This window comes from Streptococcus suis, assembly GCF_016743335.1.
GTDB classification, from domain to species: Bacteria; Bacillota; Bacilli; order Lactobacillales; family Streptococcaceae; genus Streptococcus; species Streptococcus suis_Y.
This window is the reverse complement of record NZ_WCJE01000004.1, coordinates 1-24,527: the sequence shown is the minus strand read 5'-3', so window position 1 is coordinate 24,527 and position 24,527 is coordinate 1. Positions and strand designations below refer to the sequence as shown.

27 protein-coding genes and 2 pseudogenes are annotated in these 24,527 nt (G+C 38.9%); 12 read left to right on the top strand and 17 right to left on the bottom strand.

The features are described from left to right. Positions 1-28: 28 nt before the first annotated feature. From F9856_RS02340 to aroA, 17 genes and pseudogenes are all read right to left on the bottom strand, one after another. On the bottom strand, positions 29-883 hold the full coding sequence (locus F9856_RS02340) for a conjugal transfer protein TrbL (RefSeq protein ID WP_202105597.1): 855 nt from the start codon (positions 881-883) through the stop codon (positions 29-31). Between the two features lie 18 nt (positions 884-901). After that, positions 902-1,144: a hypothetical protein gene (locus tag F9856_RS02335; RefSeq protein WP_202105596.1), complete on the bottom strand. Its 243-nt coding sequence runs from the start codon at positions 1,142-1,144 to the stop codon at positions 902-904. 17 nt (positions 1,145-1,161) lie between these two features. After that, positions 1,162-2,451: pseudogene (locus tag F9856_RS02330) on the bottom strand (VirD4-like conjugal transfer protein, CD1115 family); the annotation flags it as partial. A gap of 320 nt (positions 2,452-2,771) precedes the next feature. Continuing rightward, entirely contained in the window at positions 2,772-3,380 is a 609-nt protein-coding gene (locus F9856_RS02325) for a hypothetical protein (RefSeq protein ID WP_202105595.1), read from the bottom strand. A gap of 249 nt (positions 3,381-3,629) precedes the next feature. After that, the gene (locus F9856_RS02320; protein WP_202105594.1) at positions 3,630-4,118 is read right to left on the bottom strand and encodes a hypothetical protein; all 489 of its coding nucleotides are present in this window, start codon (positions 4,116-4,118) and stop codon (positions 3,630-3,632) included. A 76-nt stretch (positions 4,119-4,194) separates the two neighbouring features. Further along, entirely contained in the window at positions 4,195-4,779 is a 585-nt protein-coding gene (locus tag F9856_RS02315; protein WP_202105593.1) for a CPBP family intramembrane glutamic endopeptidase, read from the bottom strand. Positions 4,780-4,781: 2 nt separating this feature from the next. Next, positions 4,782-5,015 (bottom strand): hypothetical protein, encoded by a 234-nt coding sequence (locus F9856_RS02310; protein WP_001005705.1) that lies wholly within the window; start codon positions 5,013-5,015, stop codon positions 4,782-4,784. Between the two features lie 8 nt (positions 5,016-5,023). Further along, complete coding sequence (locus F9856_RS02305) at positions 5,024-5,407, bottom strand: hypothetical protein (protein ID WP_202105592.1); 384 nt, start codon at positions 5,405-5,407, stop codon at positions 5,024-5,026. A 10-nt stretch (positions 5,408-5,417) separates the two neighbouring features. Further along, complete coding sequence (locus F9856_RS02300; protein ID WP_202105591.1) at positions 5,418-5,846, bottom strand: hypothetical protein; 429 nt, start codon at positions 5,844-5,846, stop codon at positions 5,418-5,420. Beyond that, entirely contained in the window at positions 5,830-7,185 is a 1,356-nt protein-coding gene (gene dcm, locus F9856_RS02295; protein ID WP_202105590.1) for a DNA (cytosine-5-)-methyltransferase, read from the bottom strand. The genes F9856_RS02300 and dcm overlap by 17 nt, the downstream gene beginning before the upstream one ends. A 148-nt stretch (positions 7,186-7,333) precedes the next feature. Then, complete coding sequence (locus tag F9856_RS02290) at positions 7,334-8,152, bottom strand: replication initiator protein A (RefSeq protein ID WP_202105589.1); 819 nt, start codon at positions 8,150-8,152, stop codon at positions 7,334-7,336. After that, positions 8,149-8,322: a hypothetical protein gene (locus F9856_RS02285; RefSeq protein ID WP_202105588.1), complete on the bottom strand. Its 174-nt coding sequence runs from the start codon at positions 8,320-8,322 to the stop codon at positions 8,149-8,151. The genes F9856_RS02290 and F9856_RS02285 overlap by 4 nt, the downstream gene beginning before the upstream one ends. 210 nt (positions 8,323-8,532) lie before the next feature. Further along, complete coding sequence (gene rlmD, locus F9856_RS02280) at positions 8,533-9,894, bottom strand: 23S rRNA (uracil(1939)-C(5))-methyltransferase RlmD (RefSeq protein ID WP_202105587.1); 1,362 nt, start codon at positions 9,892-9,894, stop codon at positions 8,533-8,535. A gap of 66 nt (positions 9,895-9,960) precedes the next feature. Further along, positions 9,961-11,283: an LCP family protein gene (locus F9856_RS02275; RefSeq protein ID WP_202105586.1), complete on the bottom strand. Its 1,323-nt coding sequence runs from the start codon at positions 11,281-11,283 to the stop codon at positions 9,961-9,963. Between the two features lie 11 nt (positions 11,284-11,294). Then, positions 11,295-12,122, bottom strand: coding sequence for a prephenate dehydratase (gene pheA / locus F9856_RS02270; protein ID WP_002941297.1), 828 nt, complete (start codon positions 12,120-12,122; stop codon positions 11,295-11,297). Continuing rightward, positions 12,113-12,604 (bottom strand): shikimate kinase, encoded by a 492-nt coding sequence (locus F9856_RS02265; RefSeq protein ID WP_029944257.1) that lies wholly within the window; start codon positions 12,602-12,604, stop codon positions 12,113-12,115. Before F9856_RS02265 ends, pheA begins: the two co-directional genes overlap by 10 nt. 8 nt (positions 12,605-12,612) lie before the next feature. Beyond that, positions 12,613-13,893, bottom strand: coding sequence for a 3-phosphoshikimate 1-carboxyvinyltransferase (gene aroA / locus F9856_RS02260; RefSeq protein ID WP_044755627.1), 1,281 nt, complete (start codon positions 13,891-13,893; stop codon positions 12,613-12,615). A gap of 211 nt (positions 13,894-14,104) precedes the next feature. Here aroA and F9856_RS02255 point away from each other — a divergent pair, with 211 nt between their 5' ends. The 12 genes and pseudogenes from F9856_RS02255 to F9856_RS02200 all read left to right on the top strand — a co-directional run bounded on the left by F9856_RS02255 (position 14,105) and on the right by F9856_RS02200 (position 24,088). Next, complete coding sequence (locus F9856_RS02255; RefSeq protein WP_202105585.1) at positions 14,105-15,142, top strand: 3-deoxy-7-phosphoheptulonate synthase; 1,038 nt, start codon at positions 14,105-14,107, stop codon at positions 15,140-15,142. A 9-nt stretch (positions 15,143-15,151) separates the two neighbouring features. After that, positions 15,152-16,177, top strand: a complete 1,026-nt coding sequence (locus F9856_RS02250) for a 3-deoxy-7-phosphoheptulonate synthase (protein WP_202105584.1) — start codon at positions 15,152-15,154, stop codon at positions 16,175-16,177. A gap of 45 nt (positions 16,178-16,222) precedes the next feature. Then, complete coding sequence (locus F9856_RS02245; RefSeq protein WP_202105583.1) at positions 16,223-17,092, top strand: shikimate dehydrogenase; 870 nt, start codon at positions 16,223-16,225, stop codon at positions 17,090-17,092. 12 nt (positions 17,093-17,104) lie between these two features. Beyond that, positions 17,105-18,172: a 3-dehydroquinate synthase gene (gene aroB / locus F9856_RS02240; RefSeq protein WP_202105582.1), complete on the top strand. Its 1,068-nt coding sequence runs from the start codon at positions 17,105-17,107 to the stop codon at positions 18,170-18,172. A 270-nt stretch (positions 18,173-18,442) separates the two neighbouring features. Next, a pseudogene (gene tnpA, locus F9856_RS02235) lies at positions 18,443-18,936 on the top strand (IS200/IS605 family transposase). Between the two features lie 234 nt (positions 18,937-19,170). Beyond that, positions 19,171-20,040, top strand: a complete 870-nt coding sequence (locus tag F9856_RS02230; protein WP_202105581.1) for a helix-turn-helix domain-containing protein — start codon at positions 19,171-19,173, stop codon at positions 20,038-20,040. 167 nt (positions 20,041-20,207) lie between these two features. Further along, the gene (locus F9856_RS02225; RefSeq protein WP_202105580.1) at positions 20,208-20,393 is read left to right on the top strand and encodes a hypothetical protein; all 186 of its coding nucleotides are present in this window, start codon (positions 20,208-20,210) and stop codon (positions 20,391-20,393) included. Between the two features lie 491 nt (positions 20,394-20,884). Beyond that, positions 20,885-21,592 (top strand): ABC transporter ATP-binding protein, encoded by a 708-nt coding sequence (locus tag F9856_RS02220; protein WP_172024474.1) that lies wholly within the window; start codon positions 20,885-20,887, stop codon positions 21,590-21,592. Further along, entirely contained in the window at positions 21,519-22,946 is a 1,428-nt protein-coding gene (locus F9856_RS02215; protein WP_236659524.1) for a hypothetical protein, read from the top strand. Before F9856_RS02220 ends, F9856_RS02215 begins: the two co-directional genes overlap by 74 nt. A gap of 1 nt (position 22,947) precedes the next feature. After that, a complete protein-coding gene (locus F9856_RS02210) occupies positions 22,948-23,226 on the top strand; it encodes a hypothetical protein (RefSeq protein WP_002940082.1) in 279 nt (92 codons plus the stop codon). Continuing rightward, a complete protein-coding gene (locus F9856_RS02205) occupies positions 23,223-23,588 on the top strand; it encodes a metalloprotease family protein (RefSeq protein ID WP_002940081.1) in 366 nt (121 codons plus the stop codon). The genes F9856_RS02210 and F9856_RS02205 overlap by 4 nt, the downstream gene beginning before the upstream one ends. Continuing rightward, positions 23,585-24,088 (top strand): hypothetical protein, encoded by a 504-nt coding sequence (locus F9856_RS02200; protein ID WP_002940079.1) that lies wholly within the window; start codon positions 23,585-23,587, stop codon positions 24,086-24,088. Before F9856_RS02205 ends, F9856_RS02200 begins: the two co-directional genes overlap by 4 nt. Positions 24,089-24,527 lie beyond the last annotated feature (439 nt).

Here is a 24,527-nt window from a genome sequence, read left to right as displayed (position 1 = left end):
AGGAGGAGAGATAATGATTCCCTTCCTCCTACATCCCCAAAATACTTCGGGCGGTTCGTTGACTGCCAACTAAGGCAATGATTAACAAGATGGCCTGTACCAAGCCACCAAACATGATGGCGAGTGATTCCATAACTCCAGCTCCATTTGATACGGCAATCTTTCCAGCCGATTCAAACAAGGGAACAAGAGATACGATTAGAAAAATCAAAATACCTTGAACGGCATAGACCATGATGTTCTTAAGGTAGCCAATCCCAACACTTCTCCAGTCATCACTAAGGAAGGTCGGAATGGTAACAGGTGCAAAAGGAATCATCAGATAGAGTTGGATAAAGCGAATGGTAATCAAGATATTGACAACCATGATACTAACCATTCGCACCAACCAAATGAGAATCGCAAAAAAGCCAATAATCATTTTTCCTACAATTCCAGAGCCCTTGATGCCTGAGATGGTATCGTAATTAGCACCACCATTCGTGACAAGCCCTGCCACTTGTTCAATAACATAAGAGGCAATGGCAATAATGGCTTCCACAATAACCGTCGTATTGGTAATCACGACCGCGACCATAATGTAGCTGACAATCATAGGTGCCATGGCTTCAAAGGTCATCGCACCACCTGAGTTTGCGATTTTCTTGGCCATTTTTGAGAATTCGAGTACGAGAACAACCGCAAGAATAGCTACTCCCAAGGGCTGCATAATCCCCTTGGTAATGGCTGTCATGTAAGACCAAACTGTCGGGTTAAAGTCTGCCAGTGATTTAACCAAGTTAGCGGTTGATTCTAAATCGACCTGAAACCCTTCAAAAAGGCTATCGCTTGACACTTTTTCAGAGGCTAGAAATACAAAAGGTGACGTAAAATTCATCATCATGTCATGTTCTGACCTCCTCTAAATGGTAATCTGTGTCACAAAAGCACCTGCGGCTCCCACCATGACCCCACCAACAATTTCTAGAATGGCATTTCGGACACCTGGCCCACCATCTTTAATGTTGGTTGAAAGGTTGATAATGCCCATGACAACAAGAAAGGCTCCTACTGCAATCAAGCCTTTTTGTAATAGAGATATGGCTTGGGAGAACATGGAGCTGGCGTCCACTCCGTAAACAAAGCCTGTTAGTTTTTGATTCATATTTTTCCTCATTTCTATTAATGTAGTGACGTTTCTGTGCTTAAATCCCTTATTTTATGGCCTGACAAATCTAGCTCTTCCTCAGCAGTTAAGGGATTGATGCGATAATGCCACCAGCGTTCATCAGATTCCTTATCTGCAAGCCATTTCCAATTCTTATGTTTGAGTGGAAAATATTTCTTTGATCTAAATACAGGCACTCCAGCAATGCGTACGAGGCACTCATCTCGTTTCATATTCCCGACTTCATCAGCCGTCATCAAGTCACGAGCAATTTTCTGGTGAGAGGTAGAACTTGAGCCATTCTGCCCAAAAGAACGACTGGTACTTCTGACATCAATGGTTTGTTTACCTAGAAGACCACTCATGAATTTGAACGTTTCCTCGTCATTTCCACCCAAATAGAGGAGACTGTCACAATTCCCAAGAATAGTTTTCCAAGCCTCTTTTTCCTTATATAGTCCTTGAAGTTGGGCGATATTTTGTAAAATTGGTACTAGACTCATGTTCCTAGAGCGAACTGTTGAGGTTTGTTCGGCGAAGTCTGGGATTTCCCCACTATTCGCAAACTCATCCAGATAGCTTCGAACATGAATCGGCAATTGCCCTTTAAAGTCCACATCAGCCTGTCTGGTCAAGGTGGAAAAAACAGTGGAGAAAAAGAGGGCAGAGAGAAAGCGAAAGGTCGTATCATTGTCTGGAATAACAAGATAGACCATGGTCTTTTGAGTACCCCACGTTTTCAAATCCATAGTGTCTCTTTGCGTCAAATCAATCACTGATTGGATATTAAAGAGAGCAAATTTAGCTGTTGTAACCGCAATCACCGAATCCAACGTCTTATCCTTATAGTTTTGAAAATCTGCCCAGTTTCGCATGGTAAAGTTTTCGTGACCGTATTTTTTAGCATAATCTTCAAACAGGACTTCAAGAACACTTTTGTCCTGATTGTCTCCCTTTGATAAGAGTTTGAGGAGTTTCCCAATCTCTGAAAAGGCTGGATAACGGCCACGCTTACGTCTTGCTTCCTGCTCTTGCTTGGAACTTCCTGGAGGATTGTAAAAATCCACCAAGTAAGAAGTAATGGCTCGCACCAAGGTCATGGAAGCCTCGTCCCAAAAAGGATCACTGCGAGAACCAGACCCACGGGTATTGTTAAAATAGACCGTTAACATGCCGTTCAAATCATTCTCTGTTTCTACATAACGAAAGGGATTAAAACCGTCTGAATTGGTCATATTAACCAAGTCTAAATCCTTGACCTGATAACCGTTTTCTAAAAAGAGTTTACCTGTCTTCTCAGCCAATAGGTATAATTTAATAGAAATTAGAACCCCCCAAAAAAAACAAGCAACGGATAGTATCAGGAGGAGCATTCCTTAACTATTCGTTACTTGCTATAACTCGGGCACTATTAAACTCAATGATATCACTCAGTTAGAAGATGTATTTCAATCATCTAATTCGCCTAAAAAGTAAACTGCAATCCACAATGAAATTACAAATAAAACATTATATATTGAATTTAAATAATCAAATGCATTAGGCGTGAGCAATAAAGTCATTTGGTACGCAATTGCTGGTAAAAAAGGGAAAATAACAACTCTAAGTAGTTTAAACTTTTTCATTAGAAGTGCACACTTCCACTATAGTTAAATTTTCCATAGTAATTTGTACTAGTAGTTATTGATGAATTAACAGTAAATGATTCCCCTAAACCAACTTGCCCACCTCTTGTTATACTTGTAGTTGTATTTCTATATAGTGTTCCACTAAAATCATACATAATTTGGTTTGGATCTGCTAAAGTATAATTAAATTGTCCACTAAAACCAAGAGATCCATTTATTGTAAAACCACCGTATCTAATATTATGTATTCCTCTTTTCCATCCTCCGCTACTTACTTCACAAGCAAAATAAACAGTTCCATTAGGATGACTACCTGTCAAACGAGTTACATAAGTTGTTGCTGCTCTTAACATGACGTACTCAGGCTCATCTACTACCACTGCACTCCTGGCAGCTCTTAGTGCCCCCTGTTGTTCTGGAAATACTATTTGTTCAGCTTCTTCATAAGATACATTATTCATATCGGCATAAAAATCAATAACTTCTGTTCGTGTCATCGATTCAACTTGAACATTATTCAAATCAAGAACGTCAGCTTTAGCCTTATGTCCATCGAACAAAAAGAACGAACAAATAAGTGTTAAAAATACTATTAGCTTTTTCATAATATTTTCCTTTCTAAATAAATGAACACTGCCATGACAACCTTAATAATAATATAGCTTGATTTATTTTAACTCCTTTCTAACAAGCTATAAATTTGTTTTAATAACTTCAGAAGCACTTCTTATAATGTAAGTATACCATATATTGTCAGCGTTTTCAAATAATATGTGGTAACTTTAGACGATGACAGAAATAGCCAAAGGCGAGACCCAAAAGTCCAAAGACAAATGCTTTTTGCCTGGAATACATTACAAGGTCACCTCCTTGGTCTTGACTGCCGAAGGTTCTGTCACTCTAATTTTCTCTTTAGCCAGTTCTATCTCTTGGTCCAAGGTTTTATCAAAGGTTAAACCTTCTAGCTTCTCTGGATTAGACATCAGTTTCTTCAACAATTCATCTAAGTGATGATCGAGTAAGGTCTTATCCTTGGCATAGAAGTAGAGATAGTCTTTTTGCCAACTAATTGCGATTGGCAGTTTTTCTGACTCCATTAGCTCCTTAAATTTCTCCACATCAATTGGCTTATCTAGGATGTCTTTACTAACATTAATCCCTTCAATGGCATAAGGGCTTTGAAGGAGTTCTTCCAGTTTTTGAACTCCGATCTTATAAGCTGAATCTTGGGCTAAGGCTTGCCTAGCCGACCATTCTAAGAGCTTTAAGAGGGTTCTGACTATCAATAAACTACTTCTTTCCACGTATTGCATCGCTTGACGTTCTTGTTGTTCAGATGACATGGTGACCTCCTCTTCTTTAAATTCCCTATCAAACATAAGGTGCTTCCATAATACGGAAGCACTCTTGATTTTAGTATCACAAGAAGGTCAAGATATAAACCAAACTATTCCAAAGCAAGTGTAAAGCGATTGCCATCTTACAATCTGTTTTCAATCGAACGACAGCCAAGGTCAACCCAAGACAGCTATACATAAGCCAACTCCCTAACTGATTGGGTCCATGGGATAGAATAAAGAGAAAACTGGTCACTCCTATTTGTACAAAGGGATACGTCAATTTTCCCCACAGCAATTGCCTATAAACAAGCTCTTCAAGGACACTTGCATTGACCAGAAACAATAAAAAGATAACATGTGGAACCTGCTTTCCTACTTGTACTAATACCGCTTGATTCCTAGTTAGAACTGGAAATAGAAAACTGATGAAGGCAGCAAAAGCAACCATAACCACAAAACCAAGAAGCAACCATCTTAGGCGATTTTGCAAGGTCATATTTTTTGCTTGAACAGTTTTATGACGGGCAATCTCTAAGCAAGTCACACTTAATAGGACCAATTGTAGCAAGACTAAGATCTTAATCGTCATATACTCTTGTAAGTATAAACTCACCAGAAGTCCGTTAAGCTGTATGGCTAGATAAAACAACACTATCCTTATCATTGTCACCTCTTGAATAAATCTTCATAATCAATATCTAAGACTAGAACGATTCGCTCAACCCATCTTGTCTGTGGCATTAGACGATTGGATTTGTAATGCCGCAATTTTTGATAGAGGCGATTAAACTCACTGGGATAGACATATTGACCTTTGAATACTTTGCGAGCTAGTTCTGCCCAAGTGAGGTCTTTTTCTGCCAGAATGATTTCTAAATTGTCCCAAAATCGTTCATTCATCTTCACACCTACCCTGTCACTTGTTTCATCAAGGTGGCCTGAAACAGCTCTTCTTTTACCTGTCTGGGAAGAAAGGTACGCACTTCGTCTAGCCCAATAGCTGGATAGACATGATTCTGACAGACAATGAGTGGCAGCCGAAGATTCTGGTCTGGCTTTTGGAGAATAAGCTGAATCATCTCATTCAAACTTATCGAATATTGACGCTTAAAGCGAAGAAATCGTGGCGACAGCAACTCAAAACAATCCGTGGTTTTGGCAAAGAGTGACAGTAAGATTTCACGGTTTACATCACACGCTTTTGTACAACGGTAAGTCACACCATAGGTCGTCAAAATGGTTAGTAAGTCTTGATTTGTATTGTCATTATTTCCTAGATATACCTCAAGCATAGGCTCCTCCTTATAGGGTTAGGCTATTGTCAACTGTTTGTTCAGGAGTTGAGAAATAGCGACTCATATCAACGGGCATCCGTCCTTCACCAAAGCACTTGACCGTCACCAGAGTCGTTAATATGCCATCCTTTCCCCTAGCAGTATAATTTTCACCAAAGGCACGAAAGGCCAGGTGATTGTCTTTCGTCAGTAGTGTATCTACACCATTTTTAATATCCCTAGTTTCCAAAAAATCCGAAATCCGATGAAGATTAGATTCGTAGAATAGGGGATCATTCATCTCTTTGTGGTAATCATCTTCAAAAGTCACCTCAAAGTCACAATCAAAATTGGGGAGTGATAGTATCCTTTCCAATAACTGATTGGTTTCAACTTGGTGAATACGTTCTTCTAATTCAGTACAATCTAGGATACTTTTCTTATGTAGTAGGTTCATGTTTTTCTTCCTCTTCTATTCTTCTAAATTCTCTGGCAATGGCTTCAATAACCGTCACCGTTACACTATTGCCTGCCTGTTTGTATAGTTGGCTCTTACTGGCAACACTCTCTGCTCTTTCATAAGCCCAATCAGGAAAGCCTTGAAGTCTGAAACATTCTCTTGGTGTCAGTCGTCTAATTCTTAGGCGATAGAGTTTTCCGTCTAAAACAATGCCTGTGACTTCATACCACTTATCCTGTCGATATTCCAGAGCAGCGACCACCACTCCCATATTATCTGAAGTCGTCAGGGTATTGGATAATCCCTTTCCCACTCGTCCCCTACGTTTGGTTGAGTCTGGATAAGCCAGATTGACAGAGTCTCCAAGAGTTGCCTTTGCGTACCCTCTTTTTGTGGCTTCCTTGATTTTCAGAAATGGCAGCTCCTCCCTCAGCAAAATCTTTGGCACCTTGTCTCCACCTTGCATGGTGGTCAAAGTCGGTGACAAGCCAGAAGTGTCGAATACTCTTCCAGTCTGGTCAAAGCTAGTCGGCAGATTTCCTGCGACAACAACTCCGTGTCTGTCTTGACTTGTCAAAGTAAACATAGGGTCTTGATTGTCCTTAAGTCGACGACCATGTTGCCGTTTTTCTAGTCTATCTGGTGTTAAGACTGGAATGGCGATTTTAGCTCCCTCTCCTTTACCTCTTGTTAGTGTAGGAGCAAGTCCACTCGTCAGATAGACTTCACCATTCAAACCACGTTTAGAGGGATTGATATTTCCTAGCCTTTCAAGATGAGCTGGGCTGTTTTCTCTTCTGAGAGGAAATATGAATCTGGGACGGTATCTTCTAGAATGTCCGATAATAAAGACCCGCTCTCTGTTTTGCGGGACTTGGAAGTCCTTACTGTTAAGCACCTGCCATTCGACATCATACCCCAATTCATCCAACGTGGAGAGGATTGTGGCGAACGTCCGTCCCTCGTCGTGATTGAGTAGGCCTTTGACGTTTTCCAAAAATAGAAAACGTGGTTGGATTTGTTTGGCCGCTCGAGCAATCTCAAAAAAGAGAGTCCCTCGAGTATCTTCAAATCCCAATCGTCTGCCTGCGAGTGAAAATGCTTGGCAAGGAAATCCCCCGCAGATGATGTCCACTTGCCCTCTAAATTGTCTAAAGTCATGGTCTGTGACCTCTTTAATGTCATGATATTCTATTTCCCCTTCTGTGTTAAACATGGCTTTATAAGATGTTCTAGCGAACTTATCAATTTCACAAAAGCCCAAACACTCATGGCCCTGTGATTCCATTCCTAGTCTAAAACCACCTATCCCAGCAAATAAATCTAAAAATTTCATTCTTCCTCTCTTTCCAAATAAAAAAGAGCCTTACATTTGTAAAACTCTTGCCTATATATGATCATCCATTTCAGGTGCACGGATGATTTCAACAATCAAAATGATGATAGAAATCAAATAGATTCCACCTAGTATCCACCAAATCATCTTAATCACCTCCCTTTTCTTCTTGTCGTCTCAGTTGCTTGGTCCATTCTGACAGCACACCATTAAACACGTATTCAGCTATCACTTCCGCTGACCGAGCAAACCGCATATGTTCCAATGCGTACTGATAACGTTCACTAAAATAGATCATGGCATAGTCACTAGCCGACTGAGATAGACCTGTCTGTCTTAATTGGTCATGAACCAAACCCAAAATATAGTCTCGATCGTACTTGGTCACGGCATCGACTTTTGAAGAATAGTTTTCTTCTTGTTTTTTATCTACTAGCTGCCTCTCCTCCTCGTCCTCAATAAGGAAATCACTCCCTTCAGTCTCACTATAATTAGTCTCACTTCCTTCAGTCTCACTAGGGGCTGAATTTAAGACCGGCCCCGTCTTTTTTTGAGACCCCCCTAGTGTTTTTTTAACACTAGCCCCGTTTGAATCTAAGACTGGGGTAGGTTCATGTTCTAATTCTCCCAAGTAAATCTTATTTGCCATTCGACCTTTTTCACTAGAGGACTGTTGGACTTCATCAATCAAGCCATATTCACGTAAGGTTTTCTTGATAGAGAGTAATTTTGACTTTGAACAACCTAAAAGTGCCATCAGATTTGAATTGGAATAAATCAAATAAATAGCCCCATCTTCATCAATCCAACCCTTACTCAAAGACAACTCCAACCGATCTTTTAAAACCGCGTAGGCTACCTTAACCTCCAGCTTCATATCCTTATACCGTTCACTCTCAAACAAAACTTTAGGGAGTTTATAATATCGCTCTGATGTCTGATATTGATTAGCGGTAATACGTTTCATGATTGTCCCTCCAAGACTAATATTCCAACATTTCCAAATTCATCAAATCGGATTAAACCTACTTGTTCCATTTCATCAATTAGCTGCGTTGCTTTCTCAAAATCAACTCCCAAGATAGTCACGAGATGACACATCACCATTTGACGTGATGATTGTTCCTTCTTTTGCATGAATTCCTCCTGAAATTAAAAAAGCGAGAACACTTATTAAAATGTTCTCGCTGAACTATTATATTTTATGACGTATCTATTTTTTGTCTACGCAGTCGACATCCAAACAGACGTTCACATCAATGTACTTTTTTTGAACCTTTTTTATGTCAAAATCACTCTTTTCAATAAAGACAAAATGTTTGAAAAAGTGCTTAAAATAAAGGATTTTTACCCTTTGCTTCGTTGTAGCAACACTACGCACTCCACGTGATGCGTATTCGGAAATAAATCCGTCGGCTGTACCTTCGTCAATTTGTACCCCAATTCCTCATAAAGTTTAATATCACGCGCCATCGTTGCCACATTACAGGAGATATAGACGATTTTCTCTGGTTTTACAGAAGTACTTGCTTTGATAAAACTTTCTGTCAAACCTTTTCTCGGAGGATCGACAAAGATCACTGTTGGTTTAATACCATCTGCCACCCATTTTTGCATAGCGGATTCTGCACTATCACAGACATAGGTAACATTATCAATCCCATTTCGAGCAGCATTTTTCTGGCTATCAAGGACAGCTTTTTCAACGACTTCTACACCATAAACATGCTTAACTTGTTTTGCAAAGGACAGACCAATTGTCCCAATGCCTGAATAAGCATCAATGACAACATCATCTTTCGACAATTCTGCGAAATCAATGGCGGTCTGATAGAGTTTTTCAGCCATTTCTGTGTTGACTTGATAGAAAGACGGTGCAGAAATTTCAAATTCATTGCCCAACATCGTGTCGACAATGGTCTCACTGCCATACAAAAGCCGGAATTCTTGTCCAAAAATCGCATTAGTATTCTGATCATTGATATTCTGGATGATAGAAACCAGATTCGGAAACTGGTTCGTCAAACGCTCAATAAGAGTTTCAACACGGAAAATCTTAGGTCTAGTTGTGACCAAAATCAGCATCAACTGGCCAGAATAATGACCACGACGAACGACGATATTTCGGATCAGTCCTGTCTGCTCTTTTTCATCATAAGGCTTGAGATCCAGTTTGCGTAGCTGGTCACGGGTAAAAGCGATGACCTGGTCAATCTCTGGGTGCTGGATATAAAAATCTTCAATCGGAACTAAATCATGTGAATTTTTTCGGAAGAATCCTGTTTCTAACTGCCCATTCACACGACGAACTGGAACAGCTGCCTTATTACGATAAGCAAGAGGATTGTCCATTCCCAACGTATCTGCTACTGCTATTTCTGAAATGCCTGCAATCTTACGTAGACTATTCTCAACTTGTTTTTTCTTAAAAGCTAGTTGGGCTGGATAAGTGAGATGCCCCAAGTCAGCAATACCTGTTCTTAGATAGGTCAAATCCAAGTCCTGATTACGATCTTGTGAGAAGCTCTGCCATTGCTCCACCTTACCAAAACCAATATTTTTCTTAAGTTTTAAGATGCGCATGGAAATTTTCTCGCCTGGAAGAGCATTGTCTACAAAGAAGACAAAACCATCAATTTTTGCCACACCCTGCCCCTCATGTGTCAAATCTACAACTTCTACTTCGACAATATCGTTTTTCTTTAACATAATTCTACTTTCTATTTTTGGACCACTAAAAAAGTGACCGAAGTCACTTCTAGTATACCATATTTCTTAACGCAGGCCTAACTCAGCCAAGCGCTGCTGGTATTTTTCAAAATCAACACGAAGAGCCATACCACCATACATATCATAGTCGTCAATCCAGTCTCCATATTCTGGGATTGTAACACGTTCGATACCATTTGCCGCATCCAATAGAAGGCCTGGTCCCTGTAGCCACATAAAGCTTTGTGGCACTGTTGTCGGAGTCATGGCCACAACCTTACCTATAGCTTCGGAGCCAGAGAATAGTTTCATTGGATTTTTAGCTTGTGTCATAACAGCAGATAACACTTCCTGTTGACGTCTCGTACGACCAAAATCACCTTCATCATCCGAACGATAGCGCGCGTAGTTTAGCAAGGTCTTACCATCCATCTGCTGTACACCGACCTGAATCGTTTGATAAGCAGGAGCATTTTCTTCCAGCTGTAAATCATTCGGCACTTCTACTGAGCTGACGACTTCACCATTAATAGTTGAAAACTGTGCATCAATCGTTACGCCCTCAGGGAAAAGTGTATCAATCGTTGTCGCAAAGGTTGCAAAATCCACCATCGCATAGTACTTGATATCAATGTCAAAATTTTCTTTCAATACTTGACGTACAGCCTCTGCTCCCTGCTGATTATCCTGTTCTCCCAAAGTATAGGCAGTATTGAGTTTATATTCATATCCCTCAATATCCACCAAGGTATCCCGCATAAAGCTAACAAGTTTGACTTTGTTATCCGTGTTATTCACGTTTAGAACCATGATGGTATCCGTTCGAGTTTCACCTGAACTTTCGCCAACACGACCGTCTGTTCCCAAAATTAAAATATTTGTCCCATTCGATGTATCTACGCCGTTGAAGACCTCAGCTACCGGCTTCTCGCTCACGCTATTCATACCTTTGAAGAAATTATAGCCCATCGCTACAATCACTAGCGCTATAGCAAGCAATACGAAGCCAATAAAGCGCTTGAAACCACCCTTTTTACGAGCTTTTTTAGGTTTAGGTACCTTCGCTTTGGGCTCGATACGAGGAGACTGAAACCGTTGAGGTTTGGCTTGTCTTGTTTTTTTAGATTTACGTTCAGGATAGCGAGGCAACAATTCCTCTTGCTCATCATCCTCTTCAAAATAATCTTCCTCGAAGCCATCTTCATAAGCCGTTGGTGTGAAGCTACGTAGAGATTGCCTTGGACTTCCATGCCGTTCTCTCAACTCTTTTTTATATAATAGATAATCCAACTCGCGACTTTCTTTGTCATTTAAGTAGTGGATATTTTTTTGCAAATAATCTAACCTCAATTGTTCATGATGGGTTAGGATATTATTGTTTTTATTCATCTGTCTTCATCCTAGCTGGTCATATAGACCAGGTAATTCCCTAGTACTTTATAGGTTATATCTAAACTAGTCAATTCTTTTTGAGAATAGGCTAATAATTCCTCAGACTGATTGTCCAGATCCAGTATGAAAAAATACTCACCCAAAGCCGTTTTCAGGGGTCGGCTTTCTATTTTTGTTAAGCTGATTCCTCTCCATGAGAAAACAGACATGGCCTTATACAAGGCTCCTGGCAGGTTATCTGGCAATGTCAGTGCAAGACTGACTTTTTTAGCTACTTGTTCCAGGGCAATAGACGGAGCCTTATCCCCCAAAATCCAAAAGCGTGTAAAATTCTCGCTGATTTCCTGGATGTCTTGCGCAATTACTTCTAGTCCATATTCAACTGCTGCCGCTTGCGGAGCAATTGCCGCGAATGGTTGTTCAGGGTGTTCTGCCACAAAGCGAGCAGCATAGGCTGTACTGGCTGTTATTTCAATACGAGCCTGAGGAAAATGTTCCTGAATATATTTCTTCCCCTGAGCAATTGCCTGCGGATGAGAATAGATAACCTCTACAGCCTTATCGGCACTCGTGGCTAACAGTTGTTGGGCAATCGGTTGAACAATCTCTGCAACCGCATGAATCTCCGCCTGATGAAAGAGATAGTCAATCGTTTCATGAACACTACCTTCAATCGAGTTCTCTACTGGAATAACGGAATAGGTAACTTCCCCCGTTTCGTAGGCCTTGATAACCTCTGTAATCGTCTCAAAAGCCTGCAAATCCGCAGTCGGAAAGGCCTGCTGGGCCACTTGATGTGTAAAAGAACCACGAGGTCCTAGATAGGCTACTTGCATAAAATTTTCCTTGCTACTTGTTCTGGATTCAGTTTATCTGTATCGATTACAGTATCAGCTAAACCTTGATAAAGTGCCATTCGTTCACGATAGAGGGCTTCAAACTCTTCCTTACTACACTGTAAAAAGAGAGGTCTTTGCGATTGGCTATCCTTACTAATTCTCTGATAGGAAACTTCAAAGGAGGCAGTAAGAAGTACATTGTTCTCCCTATTTGCCAACAGCAATTCCCTGTTTACTTCAGATTTAATCACCCCACCACCAGTTGACACGATACAATTACTAGGTAAGTCCAGCAATTCTTTCAGTACCTCTGTCTCCAGTTGTCTAAACGAAGTCTCTCCTTCAAGACTGAAATAGTCAGCAATAGGCATACCAATCCGTTCTTCAATGATATGGTCCATATCGTAAACGGGGAGATTTAACAAATGTGCTGTTGTTGTTTTTCCAACTCCCATAAATCCAAGTAAAACGATTGGCATACGTTCTCCTAATCCATCAAACTATTTAAGTGTTCAAAGAAGGCAGGATAGCTAGTATTGATAGCTTCTGCTCTTTCCAATACAACTTCTCCATCTTTGGCCAACAAGGCAGCAATGGCAGTCATCATACCGATACGGTGGTCACCAAATGTATTGATTTCAGCACCATGTAAAGCAGTTGGTCCGTGAATAATCATACCATCTTCTGTTGGTTCAATAGTTGCTCCCATACTATTTAGAGCATCTGCAACAACCTGAATACGATCCGTTTCTTTAACTTTCAACTCCTCAGCATCACGAATAATCGTTGTTCCATGTGCTTGAGTCGCTAGTAAGGTAATAATTGGCAACTCATCAATCAAACGAGGAATCAATTCGCCTGCAATCTCCGTAGCCTTCAATTCCGATGTTTCAACTGTAATGGTTGCTGATTTTGCAAGTTCATCTATGTTAGAAAGGGTCATTTTTCCGCCCATAGCTTTAATAACATCTAGAATACCAGTCCGAGTTTCATTGATTCCCACATTTTCAAGGACAATTTTTGAACCTGGTACGATTAAGCCAGCAACCAACCAAAAAGCAGCACTTGAAATATCTCCTGGAACTGTAATCTCTTGGGCAATAAACTGCTGACCACCTTGGATACGGATTTCCTTGCCATTGACTTCTAACTGTCCACCAAACTGGACAATCATATCTTCTGTATGGTTTCGAGTCAACTCTTTTTCTACGATGACCGACTCTCCCTCAGCCTGCAAGGCAGCAAAAATCAGAGCTGATTTTACTTGGGCAGAGGCTACAGGGAGTTGGTAGCGAATTGGTTTTAAATTCTTATTCCCTTTGATGGTCAACGGAGGTAGGTCACGTTCAGTTTGTCCAGAAATCTCTACTCCCATTTGACTGAGTGGAATAGTCACTCGGTCCATGGGACGTTTGGACAAGGAATCATCACCAAACATAGTCGCCTCAAAGTCTTGACCTGCCAAAACGCCTGAAATCAAACGAATCGAGGTTCCAGAATTTCCCATATCCAAATCATTTTTTGGTGCTTGAAGACCATCAAAGCCAACACCGTGTACTTCAACAATATCACCATTGTCTTCAATTTTTACACCCAAATCACGAAAGACCTGCATGGTTGACAAGACATCTTCCCCACGCAAAATATCGTGGACACGAGTAACACCTTTTGCAAGGGAACCAAAAATAATAGAACGATGACTGATTGATTTATCACCTGGGACACGAATTTTTCCTTGTAATTTTTCTACATTTGTTCTTAATTTCATAACTCATACCTCGAAATAGTGTTAGACCTATTCTATCATATTTATTGAATATTTTCAGATTTTTTTGGCAAATTATGTCTAAATTAAAGAAATACTCAAAATCTACAGAAATTAAAGAAAGAATTTTCAGAATTTACTGTAATTTTTACACAAAATCATGAATATTGGTTTTAAATTCTTAAAAATAATGGTATAATTGAGAAATCTATAAATGAAAGAGGAAGACCTATTGTTTACACCAATCAGCAAAAAAATTGATATTAATCAAGTACGAGAACATTCAAAACTTTCTCCAGAAACACTTGCTAAAAAACAAGCTCGTGACCGTGAACTTGAAGCCATCTTAAAAGGGGAAGATGATCGTCTTCTCCTAGTAATTGGGCCATGTTCTTCTGACAATGAAGAGGCTGTTTTAGATTATGCTCACCGCTTGGCCAAGCTCCAAGAAGAGGTCAAAGATAAAATTTTCATGGTCATGCGCGTCTATACTGCCAAGCCACGTACCAATGGTGATGGTTATAAAGGACTCATGCACCAACCAGATACAGATGCTGCACCAAGCCTCATCAACGGAATCAAAGCAGTTCGTAACCTCCACTATCGTGTCATTACGGAAACAGGTTTAACTACTGCTGACGAGATGCTCTACCCTGAAAATCTGCCTTTGGTTGATGACTTGGTTTCCTACATCGCTATCGGAGCTCGTTCGGTTGAAAATCAGCAGCACCGCTTTGTAGCGTCAGGCATCGATGTTCCAACAGGCTTGAAAAATCCAACATCTGGCAACCTCAAAGTCATGTTCAACGGTCTTTTTGCTGCTCAGAAGAAGCAATCCTTCCTCTTCAACAATACTGAAGTTGAAACATCTGGCAACCCACTTGCTCACGTTATTCTTCGTGGCGCAGTCAATGAAAATGGTAAATACCTACCAAACTATTACTACGACAATCTCTTGGAAACCATTGACCTCTACGATCAATTTGGCTTGAAAAATCCATTCATCATCATCGATACCAACCATGACAATTCTGGGAAAAATTATTTGGAACAAATCCGTATCGTCCGTCAAACCTTAATCAACCGTGACTGGAACGAATCCATTCGTAACTACGTTCGCGGATTCATGATAGAATCCTACATTGAAGACGGTCGCCAAGACAATCCAGATGTCTATGGAAAATCCATCACGGACCCTTGCTTAGGCTGGGAAAAAACACAAGAACTCATCCGAGAAATTTACAACAGATAGGAAGATATTATGGGAATTCACAAACGTAGCACCAGTTTAGACATCGATAAAGTAAAGGAACTTTCCAAGTTAGAAGGAGAATTTCTAGCTGCAAAAAATCAGCGCGATGAAGAACTGAAAAGAATTATCCGAGGCGAAGATGACCGTCTGCTCTTGGTTATAGGCCCTTGCTCATCAGATAATGAAGAGGCCGTTCTAGAATATGCACGTCGTCTCTCTAAGCTTCAAGAGGAAGTCAAAGATAAAATCTTCATGGTCATGCGGGTTTACACAGCTAAGCCACGTACCAATGGGGAAGGCTATAAAGGACTGGTTCATCAGCCAGATACTTCTAAATTACCAGACCTCATTAACGGAATCGCTGCCGTTCGTAATCTGCACTACCGTGTCATTACTGAGACCGGACTCACAACTGCTGATGAAATGCTCTACTCTGCCAACTACCCTCTTGTGGAAGACTTGGTGTCCTACCATGCTATCGGAGCGCGTTCTGTTGAAGACCAAGAACACCGTTTCGTTGCCTCTGGTATTGATATGCCGACGGGAATGAAAAACCCTACTTCAGGCAATTTAACTGCCATGTTCAACGCTATCTACGCTGCACAAAACAAACAGAACTTTATTTACCGTGATGCAGAAGTTGATACAGATGGCAACCCTCTAGCTCATGCTATCCTTCGTGGTGCCAATACTGAAAAGGGCGGTTATGAGCCAAACTACTACTATGATATTCTCTTGAAAACCATCAAACAGTATGAACAATTTGGTCTTAAAAATCCATTTATCGTAATTGATACCAACCACGACAATTCTGGTAAAAACTACCTGGAACAAATCCGTATCGTCCGTCAAACCCTCATCAACCGTGATTGGAACGAATCCATTCGCAAATATGTCCGTGGTTTCATGATTGAATCCTACTTAGAAGACGGCCGTCAAGATAGCCCTGAGGTATTCGGCAAATCCATTACCGACCCTTGCTTAGGCTGGGAAAAAACGGAAGCTCTGATTCGTGAAATTCATCAAACTGTCTAATTCTTCCCTTAATTTTTTATACGATAAATAATTTGGAGGTAAGCTATGAACATTGATGGTTACACTCGTCTTGCTGCCGTTGTTGCAAAGCCAATCAAACACTCCATTTCCCCCTTCATTCATAATCTGGCTTTTAAGGAAACAGGTGTAAATGGAGTATACGTCGCTTGGGAAATTCCAGAGGAAGACTTGGCAGTCACTCTTGAAAATATCAAACGATATGATATGTTTGGTATCAACTTATCCATGCCCTATAAGCAGGCTGTCATCCCTTATCTCGATAGCCTGACTGACTCTGCTCGCTTGATTGGCGCTGTCAATACCGTCATTCATCAGGATGGCTTACTAATCGGTCATAATACCGATGGTATTGGATTCTTCAAAAGTTTAGAAAAACTAAGAGGATTCCAAGTACGCAACAAGCGACTGACCATTCTAGGTGGTGGTGGTGCTTCTACTGCTATCATAGCTCAGGCTACATTGGATGGTGCAGAGGAAATTACCATTTTCTGCCGTCAACAAAGCTTGGAAAGAACACAGACGAGTCTTACACCTATTGCTCAAGCAACTGGAGTTCCCATACAGGTCCTAGCGCTTGATGATAGCCAATTACTACAGGAACATATCACCAACTCCGACTTACTAGTCAACGGAACCAGTGTAGGCATGGATGGGTATTCTCAACCTGTTCCTTCTACCATTCGCTTTCCCGAAAATCTTTTGGTTGCGGATGTGATTTATCAACCATTCGAAACACCTTTAATGAAGCATGCCCAGTCACAAGGCAACCCTACTATTAACGGTTTGGGCATGCTCCTTTTCCAAGCGGCTGAAGCATTCCAAGCCTGGACTGGTAAGGAAATGCCGACTGACTTGATTTGGAACCAATTAGTCCAGAAATACGACATCAAATAGAGAGGAAATCTGATGAAACTGACCGTCAATCTTCCCAACACTCCCTACGACATCCTTATCCAAAGAGGAAGTTTAGCACAGACAGGTACATGGGTCAAAGAACTTTGGAAACCTCAGAAAATCGCCATTATTACAGATGACCACGTTGGCACACTCTACCGCGAAACAGTTCAGTCAAGCTTAGAACAAGCTGGTTTTGAAACCATTGTCTTTGAATTTCCAGAAGGTGAAGCCTCAAAAAATCTTGATACCGTCAACCAGGCCTACGAATTTCTCGTAAAAAATGGTATGACACGAAGTGATGGAATCATTGCTCTCGGCGGGGGAGTCGTTGGCGATTTGGCAGGTTTTGTCGCTTCTACCTATATGCGTGGTATCCATTTCCTACAAATTCCAACCAGCCTAACTGCCCAAGTCGATTCTTCTATCGGGGGAAAAACTGGCGTGAACACCCCATTTGCCAAAAATATGGTGGGCACCTTCTGCCAGCCAGACGGCGTTCTCATTGACCCTGATACCCTAAAGACACTCGGCAAACGAGAATTGATTGAAGGAATGGGCGAGGTTGTCAAATATGGCTTAATAGATGATGTGGAGCTCTGGGAAACCCTAAACCAATTAGACGGCTCTATCGAGAGCATTCTGGAGCATGCTGACTATATTATCTACCACTCCTGTGAAGTCAAACGCAAGGTTGTTGTCGAAGATGAATTAGACAACGGTGTCAGACTCTACCTCAACTTCGGTCACACGATTGGACATGCTATTGAAGCGACCGCTGGCTACGGCCAGGTCATGCACGGTGAAGCTGTTGCCATCGGTATGGTACAAATCTCACGCGCAGCTGAGAAAAAAGGACTGATGCCAGTTGGTATGACAGAAAAGATTATCGCCATGTGTGAAAAATTCGGCTTGCCGACTACACACCAGCCTTGGAATGTAGATGAATTATACGCCGCCCTGACACGAGATAAAAAGGCGCGAGGCAAGTCAATCAAACTTGTCATCGTACCACAATTAGGACAGGCAGTCATCCATCAAATCCCAATGGAAGAAATGCTAGAATTTCTACAACTATAAGAAAAAGACTACTGATTTCATGCAAGTCAGTAGTCTTTTTTCTTTATGTTGAAAATAAAAAAACTCTCAGAAACGCCGAAATATCAATGTTTCTAAGAGTTTAATGACTTGCTATCTTTCGCAAATCATCTTCAATTTTTTATATTTTTAGGAGTTTGTCTACGTTCTGAACCACCAGCTATGCTGGTGGCTGCCAAGGCTTTGAGTTTCCATTTCGTTTTCCTGTTATAATCTAATTGTTCAGGTTAGATAAAGGTGGACTAGTTTAGCATGGCTAAAACCAGTTACAGTTTATCACATACCAAATGGATGTGCTTTATCACATAGTTTTCACACCTAAGTACCGTAGAAAATCCATTTACTACAAAATAAGGCAGGACTTCATTGCTATTTTCCGTCATCTATATCGATACAAAGGCGTGGAAATCATTGAGGGACACATGATGCCAGACCATGTTCATATGCTTGTCTTGATATTCCCAAAACTTTCGATTTCCGATTTTATGGGATATTTGAAAAGTAAAAGTGCTCTAATGATATTTGATAAACACGCTAATTTGAAATATAAGTACGGGAATCGAAAGTTTTGGGCTAGAGGCTACTATGTTAGTACGGTTGGGCTGAACGAAAAGACAGTTGCGAAATACATTCGCGAGTAAACAACTAATCTGGGAGATTAGTTGTTCAATGACATTGTACTTGATAAATTGAGTGTCAAAGAGTATGAAGCTCCATTTTCAGATGGCAGTTTTAGAACAAGATAAAAGGGAGTGGGCAAGTAATTATAGCACTAACCTGAACGAAGTTCAGCGAACGTCTTTAGATGTCGCTGGAGAGACACGGCTTATAGCCGGTGTACAAGCCACCCGTTTTCACGGGTGGTTATGACTTTTTATAAATGTGAATAAATATCAACATCTTAATAATTGAAAATAAATAATCGTAGTGATATAATTTGGGGTATAAGAATAGACTTTATTTAGAGTAGGGGAATCAATATGGGTAAATTATTAGCAACTCGAATGCGTAGTCGGAGAAAAGAGTTAGGCTTATCTCAGGTTGAGTTGGCTTCCGGAATTTGTGAGCAGGGACAGATTAGTAAAATCGAACGTGACATAGACTATAGTCCTGGAGCTGATGTGGTATATGCCCTAGCTAAAAAGTTGAATGTAACAATGGATTACTTTTTTGATGAGGAAATTCATGTTGAGTCAGACTTTTTGACTCAATTTCGTAGCGTGTCTAAAAAGTTTTTAGAGAGACGAGATTTTGAGTCGTTAAAATATATCTATGAGTTGGAAACTGCAAAGATGGTGAAACTACCGCTCTCAGATCATTTATATCTTCAATGGATTAAAGCTATTGTTCTGTTTAATTATGATCACAAGCAGGATGAAGCCATAAAAAAACTTGAAACTATCTTGTCGAAATACAGTGAATATGATTGGGAATACTTGAATATTTCAAATAGTTTGTTGCATTTCTACTTCAAAACAGCCAATAACTCAAAATTTGAAGAAGTTTATAGTCATATGACTTCACTTTTTAAAAGTGTTAAGGCCCGAACGATTGAGCAGTTAGAGATATTGATTAAATGTCGGTATAACTTTTGTCGATACCTATGGTTAAACAAACAAGCAGATAAAGCGATAAGTGAAACACTTGAAACAATTGATATTTGTCTCAAGAACAATAGTTTCTATTGTTTAGCTAATCTTTACTGCTTACTTGGAAATGTTAGTGAAGGTTTTTCAAGGACTGATAAAGTAAAAGAATACTTTGTGACCGCTCAAAATATATATCAACTTGAGAGAAATGATAAGATGGCTTTAGAAATTGAACGATTCATTAGTGAGACCTTTCAATGATATATAAAATAAAATTGTCTAAGCAACTCAGTGTTCAACGGGTTGCTTTTCCTGTACAGTCATTATAGGGTAATACCTTTCAATTTAATCATATTTTATTCGTTTAAAAATAAAATCAAAAAAATACAAAAATATTTATATAAATAGTTGACAAATAATATATTCAAATGATAAAATATAATCAAGAAAAAGGAAAGGGGTTGCAGATTATGAAAAAGGCAACTAAAAAGTTTATTGTCGCAGTTTTATTGGTGGGTTTATTGGTTATTGTTGGTAAACCATCTGGTAATACCACTCCAGCCCCTTTAGGCTTTAATCCAGGTGAATTATATTACTGTAGATATTTAAAATAAGGATTGTACAAATTTAAATAAAGTCGACAAATACTGTCGTTGAAAGAAAGGAGAGATTCTAATGTACTAATCGAGATATTTTTGGATACTTTAAATTGTTATGTGGCTTTGTTAGAGAAATGAGGTAATCAAAATGGTTTTAAGTATTTTTGATAATATTTTATTATACTTGTCTGATAAGTATAATAAAATAGTTCGTAATCATGCACTTATTTGGATTTTTGTCCTTTTGATCGTCCTATACTTTGCATATGCATATTACTGCACTAGTCGAGGCTATACATTCTCTGGAATGGCTAACTTCTTTAATGGTGGTGTTAGTATCGGTTGCTATAAATAAATCTTGATGTTTGATTTTCTAGATTGTAGTTTAATTAGACAGTGAGGCGGATAAACTAAGTTCTAGAGAAGAATATAGTTTATCCGCTTTTAACTTTTAGAGAGTCCATTTCTAATTCTTCAAATTGTTAGTCATCATTTTTGGAGGTAGTATGCTTGAAGTAAAAGAATTATGTAAATCATTTGGTAGCCATTGTGTTTTAGATAGCCTATCGATAACTTTTGGCAAAACAGGCATCACAGTTATTGTAGGTTTAAATGGCTCTGGAAAGACTGTTTTTCTAAATTCGGTATCAGGAATTATTCAGTACGATAGTGGTGAGGTGTTATTGGATGGTTATTCTAATGGAAGTGATACTTTCAAAAAGAACATTTTTTACATTCCTTCTGACTCCTATCTACCAGAATATTTAACTGGCAATGAATATGCAGATTTTGTCCAGTCACGATATGAAAACTCAAGTAAGTCCATCTTTTCTGAGATATCTTGCCTTTTAGATATGACTGAAGCGTTGGAAAAAGCAATAGAGTCTTACTCATTTGGTATGAAAAAGAAACTTCAAATTGCTTTGGGACTTTCATTGAATGTGGGGTATCTTCTTGCTGATGAAGTTTTTAGTGGACTAGATTTAGAAACAGTTATTCTTACCCAAGAGTTATTTGGACTGTATGCTAAGAAACACAAGGTCTTGCTCGTTTCTCATGAGCGGAATATTATAAACCAATTTTCCAATGATATCTTATTAATGAGGAAAGGGAAACTAACGGAGTTTAAGGGTACAGCAGATGAACTTTCTGAATACATCTATCAGCAAGGGAAAATTGCTGAGAAACTTCAAAAAATTAAAGAACTCATTTGATCTGGTGTCATTTTATTATAATGATGCTTTAAAAGGTTTTTTGAACAGGCCATTTTTCAAAAAAAAGAGAAATCAATTCCTCGTAGCCATTATTGGTTTTGTCCTATATTTTTGGTATTTCTTATCTAATGTCCGTGAGATTGGACGTTTAGGTGAGGGTGCTAGAGGGTTGGATTTAGAAACGTTTACAGAACTAACTCGTATAACAATTATGAGTTATGTCAATATGTGCATCATTCTATCAGTTGCTCTGTTTGTTTTTGTAAATTCAATCATAACATTAACCAAAAGCTCAGTCTATATAACGAATATACTCCCTTACAGTAGAAGAGAGATATTAGTTGCTCAAAAATTATTCAAAATGGGAGTAGCACTAGTAGGTTATGAGTCGATTTTGCTCTTAGTATTCCCACTATTTGGACAATTACCTATTATCAAAGTAAGTGATCAATTGATGTTGCTGTTATTGTTTCATAGTATTTTTGTAGCTATTTTTTCAATAATGGATGCATTGTATGCTATTTTTGCAAAGGTAGCGACAAAATTCGCTAAATTTTCAGTTACTTCAGTGTTATTTGTTTTAGACATATTTTTCACCTTATTTTGTGCAACATATCTGGTATATTTCAAAATAGGTATAGACACATATGTAGGAAGAATCTCAATTGCCCTTACAGATCTAATTGTGATCATGCTTTTAATAGCTCTTATTATTCTCATCATTGTGATGTTTTTGAGTTATAAATTTACTTTAAATATTCAAGAGTATAAGAAGTTGTCCTATGGTTTGATTAGATTGCCAATGATTAAACTTAATTTGAGTACAACTTTTCCAGCTATTTATCGACATAAAAGTTTTATTCATTCATTAACATTAATCACAATTTTTTCACTTATTACTACTTACCAATTAGGTTTAAGAAGCGGATTAGAGACACTCGCTAATTTAAATTCCCTTCTGGTATTCTCTGCTATAAGCTATGCGGATGCAACAGCTAGAATTAGAAAATACTATGATTTTTATAGGGTTAGTCTGATTGAAGAAGTAATTTCATTGGTGTTGGGAGGAATAATACTATCTGCGGCGCCTTTAGTTATCGCAGTTTACCTGAAAGGATCGATGTTACCATTTTTCATGTCCATGGCAATTTATTTATGCGCTTTGATAGCGGGGCTTCTTTTTCCAACTACTCAGGGTAATCTTAATGAGACAGCATCAACAACTACTACAGTCTTTCTATCTATAGTACTCTATCTTGTTTTAAGGAATGATAATGTTTATCTTTCATCGGCTATATTAGTAGTGTTATTACTCATACTGAGTGTATTTCTAGCAAAAGAAAAAAGGTATTGAAATGAGCAAAAAATTACTCAATTACTTCAAATGGGGAAATATCGCTTATCTATTTTTAGTGGCTATTGATTTAATTGTAGAACTTTTTCAAATTAATGAAAGTGGAACAGTTTTGACACTTTTTGGAGTAAAAATTATTAGTAGAATTACTCCAAGTGAATTAAATACGACTTTTTTACTACACCATAGATTGATTATCTCCTATATTGTGACTATGGCAGTATTCTTACTAACAGGCTATCTCTTAAATAAAAGAAAATTAAGCGAGAATCCAGTATGACAGTTTGGGAAATCATAGTACAACTTCCACTAGTTTTACTAACCGTGGTCGTTCATGAGCTATTACACTACTTGACTGCGTATTTCCTTGGATACAATCCTAAATTTGAATTTGAAAAATTTCTTGTTCCCTCAGTGAAGTTTTTAAATAAGGGCAGAGATATTGATAATTTTATGATAGCATTAGTTGCTCCTGTTGGTATGGTACTGATTGGACTTCTAATACCAGATAATAATGCTTTTTTGGCTTTAGTAAAAATAGTTTGTTTCTTGAATGTTTTACACATTTTTCCGTTTTGTACGGATGGGCAAGTTATTCTATTATCATTACTGAATATAGTGAGAAAAGGAGGAAAGGCATGAAGAGATTCTTTAAAATTATGCTAGTTGGTGTTGCAGTGTTAGTGTGCTTCATAGTAGGATATCAATGGGCTATAGGTGCTGATAAAGCTCCTGAATATAATACGAATACAGCACAATTTATTCATGAAGAACCAGAGAGTGTAATCAATAAAATCGAAGATGGAGAAGAAGGGATTTATTACTTTGGTTTTGCAGCATGTCCTTGGTGCGTAGAATTAATTCCGATTCTAGATGATGCGTTGGTGACAACTAATCGGAAGGCTTATGTTGTAGATACAAGAAGTAAAGGTTTCACAGATACTCTTCGTAGTCAATTGAAAAAAGTATATGAGAAACATCATGATGATGAACTATCTGTCCCATTTTTAGTAGTTATTGCAGAGGATGGTTCAGTTCAAACACACGTAGGAACAGTAGAAAACCATGATGCTCACAAGGAAAAACTAACGGACGGGCAGAAAAAAGAGTTAAAACAATTACTAGTGGGTATGCTTCAATGAATGTATATTTGATTATCATGTTGCAATTGTTAATTTTAGTATAAAATGAAATGAAGACTTTGTTATGACGAAAAGCATTAAAAAGATTACTGGAATTGTAGGAAAGCGCCTATGATATACAAAACCATCCATTTCATAAGAAAACTGTCCCTATCCCGCATTGTTTTAAAGACGAGACGGTGACGTGGCATTAGTTAGAATTTCAGGATTTTAGAACTTGTCTGACTCAGTGATTCAGCATGGAGTTCACTAAAATATAAGAAAAAATACATTGAGGTCATGCTCGATGTATTTTTTAGACTACTGACTTGAATAAATCAGTAGTCTTATTTTTTGTATAGTCTTTCAGTTTGCTTTTAGTACTAGGCAACGAGTTGAAGACAGTACTGGAGTACGGCAAAACGAGTTAACGACGTAATAAAAGATAAACTGAACGACT

Coding starts and splice junctions, on each gene's coding strand:
- F9856_RS02290 (WP_202105589.1), bottom strand. CDS start 8,152: ATGAAACGTATTACCGCTAATCAATATCAGACATCAGAGCGATATTAT.
- F9856_RS02325 (WP_202105595.1), bottom strand. CDS start 3,380: ATGAAAAAGCTAATAGTATTTTTAACACTTATTTGTTCGTTCTTTTTG.
- F9856_RS02275 (WP_202105586.1), bottom strand. CDS start 11,283: ATGAATAAAAACAATAATATCCTAACCCATCATGAACAATTGAGGTTA.
- F9856_RS02300 (WP_202105591.1), bottom strand. CDS start 5,846: ATGAACCTACTACATAAGAAAAGTATCCTAGATTGTACTGAATTAGAA.
- F9856_RS02315 (WP_202105593.1), bottom strand. CDS start 4,779: ATGATAAGGATAGTGTTGTTTTATCTAGCCATACAGCTTAACGGACTT.
- F9856_RS02200 (WP_002940079.1), top strand. CDS start 23,585: ATGAAGAGATTCTTTAAAATTATGCTAGTTGGTGTTGCAGTGTTAGTG.
- aroB (WP_202105582.1), top strand. CDS start 17,105: ATGAAACTGACCGTCAATCTTCCCAACACTCCCTACGACATCCTTATC.
- F9856_RS02310 (WP_001005705.1), bottom strand. CDS start 5,015: ATGAATGAACGATTTTGGGACAATTTAGAAATCATTCTGGCAGAAAAA.
- F9856_RS02335 (WP_202105596.1), bottom strand. CDS start 1,144: ATGAATCAAAAACTAACAGGCTTTGTTTACGGAGTGGACGCCAGCTCC.
- F9856_RS02245 (WP_202105583.1), top strand. CDS start 16,223: ATGAACATTGATGGTTACACTCGTCTTGCTGCCGTTGTTGCAAAGCCA.
- F9856_RS02220 (WP_172024474.1), top strand. CDS start 20,885: ATGCTTGAAGTAAAAGAATTATGTAAATCATTTGGTAGCCATTGTGTT.
- F9856_RS02255 (WP_202105585.1), top strand. CDS start 14,105: ATGAAAGAGGAAGACCTATTGTTTACACCAATCAGCAAAAAAATTGAT.
- F9856_RS02340 (WP_202105597.1), bottom strand. CDS start 883: ATGATGATGAATTTTACGTCACCTTTTGTATTTCTAGCCTCTGAAAAA.
- rlmD (WP_202105587.1), bottom strand. CDS start 9,894: ATGTTAAAGAAAAACGATATTGTCGAAGTAGAAGTTGTAGATTTGACA.
- F9856_RS02225 (WP_202105580.1), top strand. CDS start 20,208: ATGATAAAATATAATCAAGAAAAAGGAAAGGGGTTGCAGATTATGAAA.
- F9856_RS02230 (WP_202105581.1), top strand. CDS start 19,171: ATGGGTAAATTATTAGCAACTCGAATGCGTAGTCGGAGAAAAGAGTTA.
- F9856_RS02215 (WP_236659524.1), top strand. CDS start 21,519: ATGAACTTTCTGAATACATCTATCAGCAAGGGAAAATTGCTGAGAAAC.
- F9856_RS02265 (WP_029944257.1), bottom strand. CDS start 12,604: ATGCCAATCGTTTTACTTGGATTTATGGGAGTTGGAAAAACAACAACA.
- F9856_RS02305 (WP_202105592.1), bottom strand. CDS start 5,407: ATGCTTGAGGTATATCTAGGAAATAATGACAATACAAATCAAGACTTA.
- pheA (WP_002941297.1), bottom strand. CDS start 12,122: ATGCAAGTAGCCTATCTAGGACCTCGTGGTTCTTTTACACATCAAGTG.
- F9856_RS02320 (WP_202105594.1), bottom strand. CDS start 4,118: ATGTCATCTGAACAACAAGAACGTCAAGCGATGCAATACGTGGAAAGA.
- F9856_RS02285 (WP_202105588.1), bottom strand. CDS start 8,322: ATGCAAAAGAAGGAACAATCATCACGTCAAATGGTGATGTGTCATCTC.
- F9856_RS02210 (WP_002940082.1), top strand. CDS start 22,948: ATGAGCAAAAAATTACTCAATTACTTCAAATGGGGAAATATCGCTTAT.
- aroA (WP_044755627.1), bottom strand. CDS start 13,893: ATGAAATTAAGAACAAATGTAGAAAAATTACAAGGAAAAATTCGTGTC.
- dcm (WP_202105590.1), bottom strand. CDS start 7,185: ATGAAATTTTTAGATTTATTTGCTGGGATAGGTGGTTTTAGACTAGGA.
- F9856_RS02205 (WP_002940081.1), top strand. CDS start 23,223: ATGACAGTTTGGGAAATCATAGTACAACTTCCACTAGTTTTACTAACC.
- F9856_RS02250 (WP_202105584.1), top strand. CDS start 15,152: ATGGGAATTCACAAACGTAGCACCAGTTTAGACATCGATAAAGTAAAG.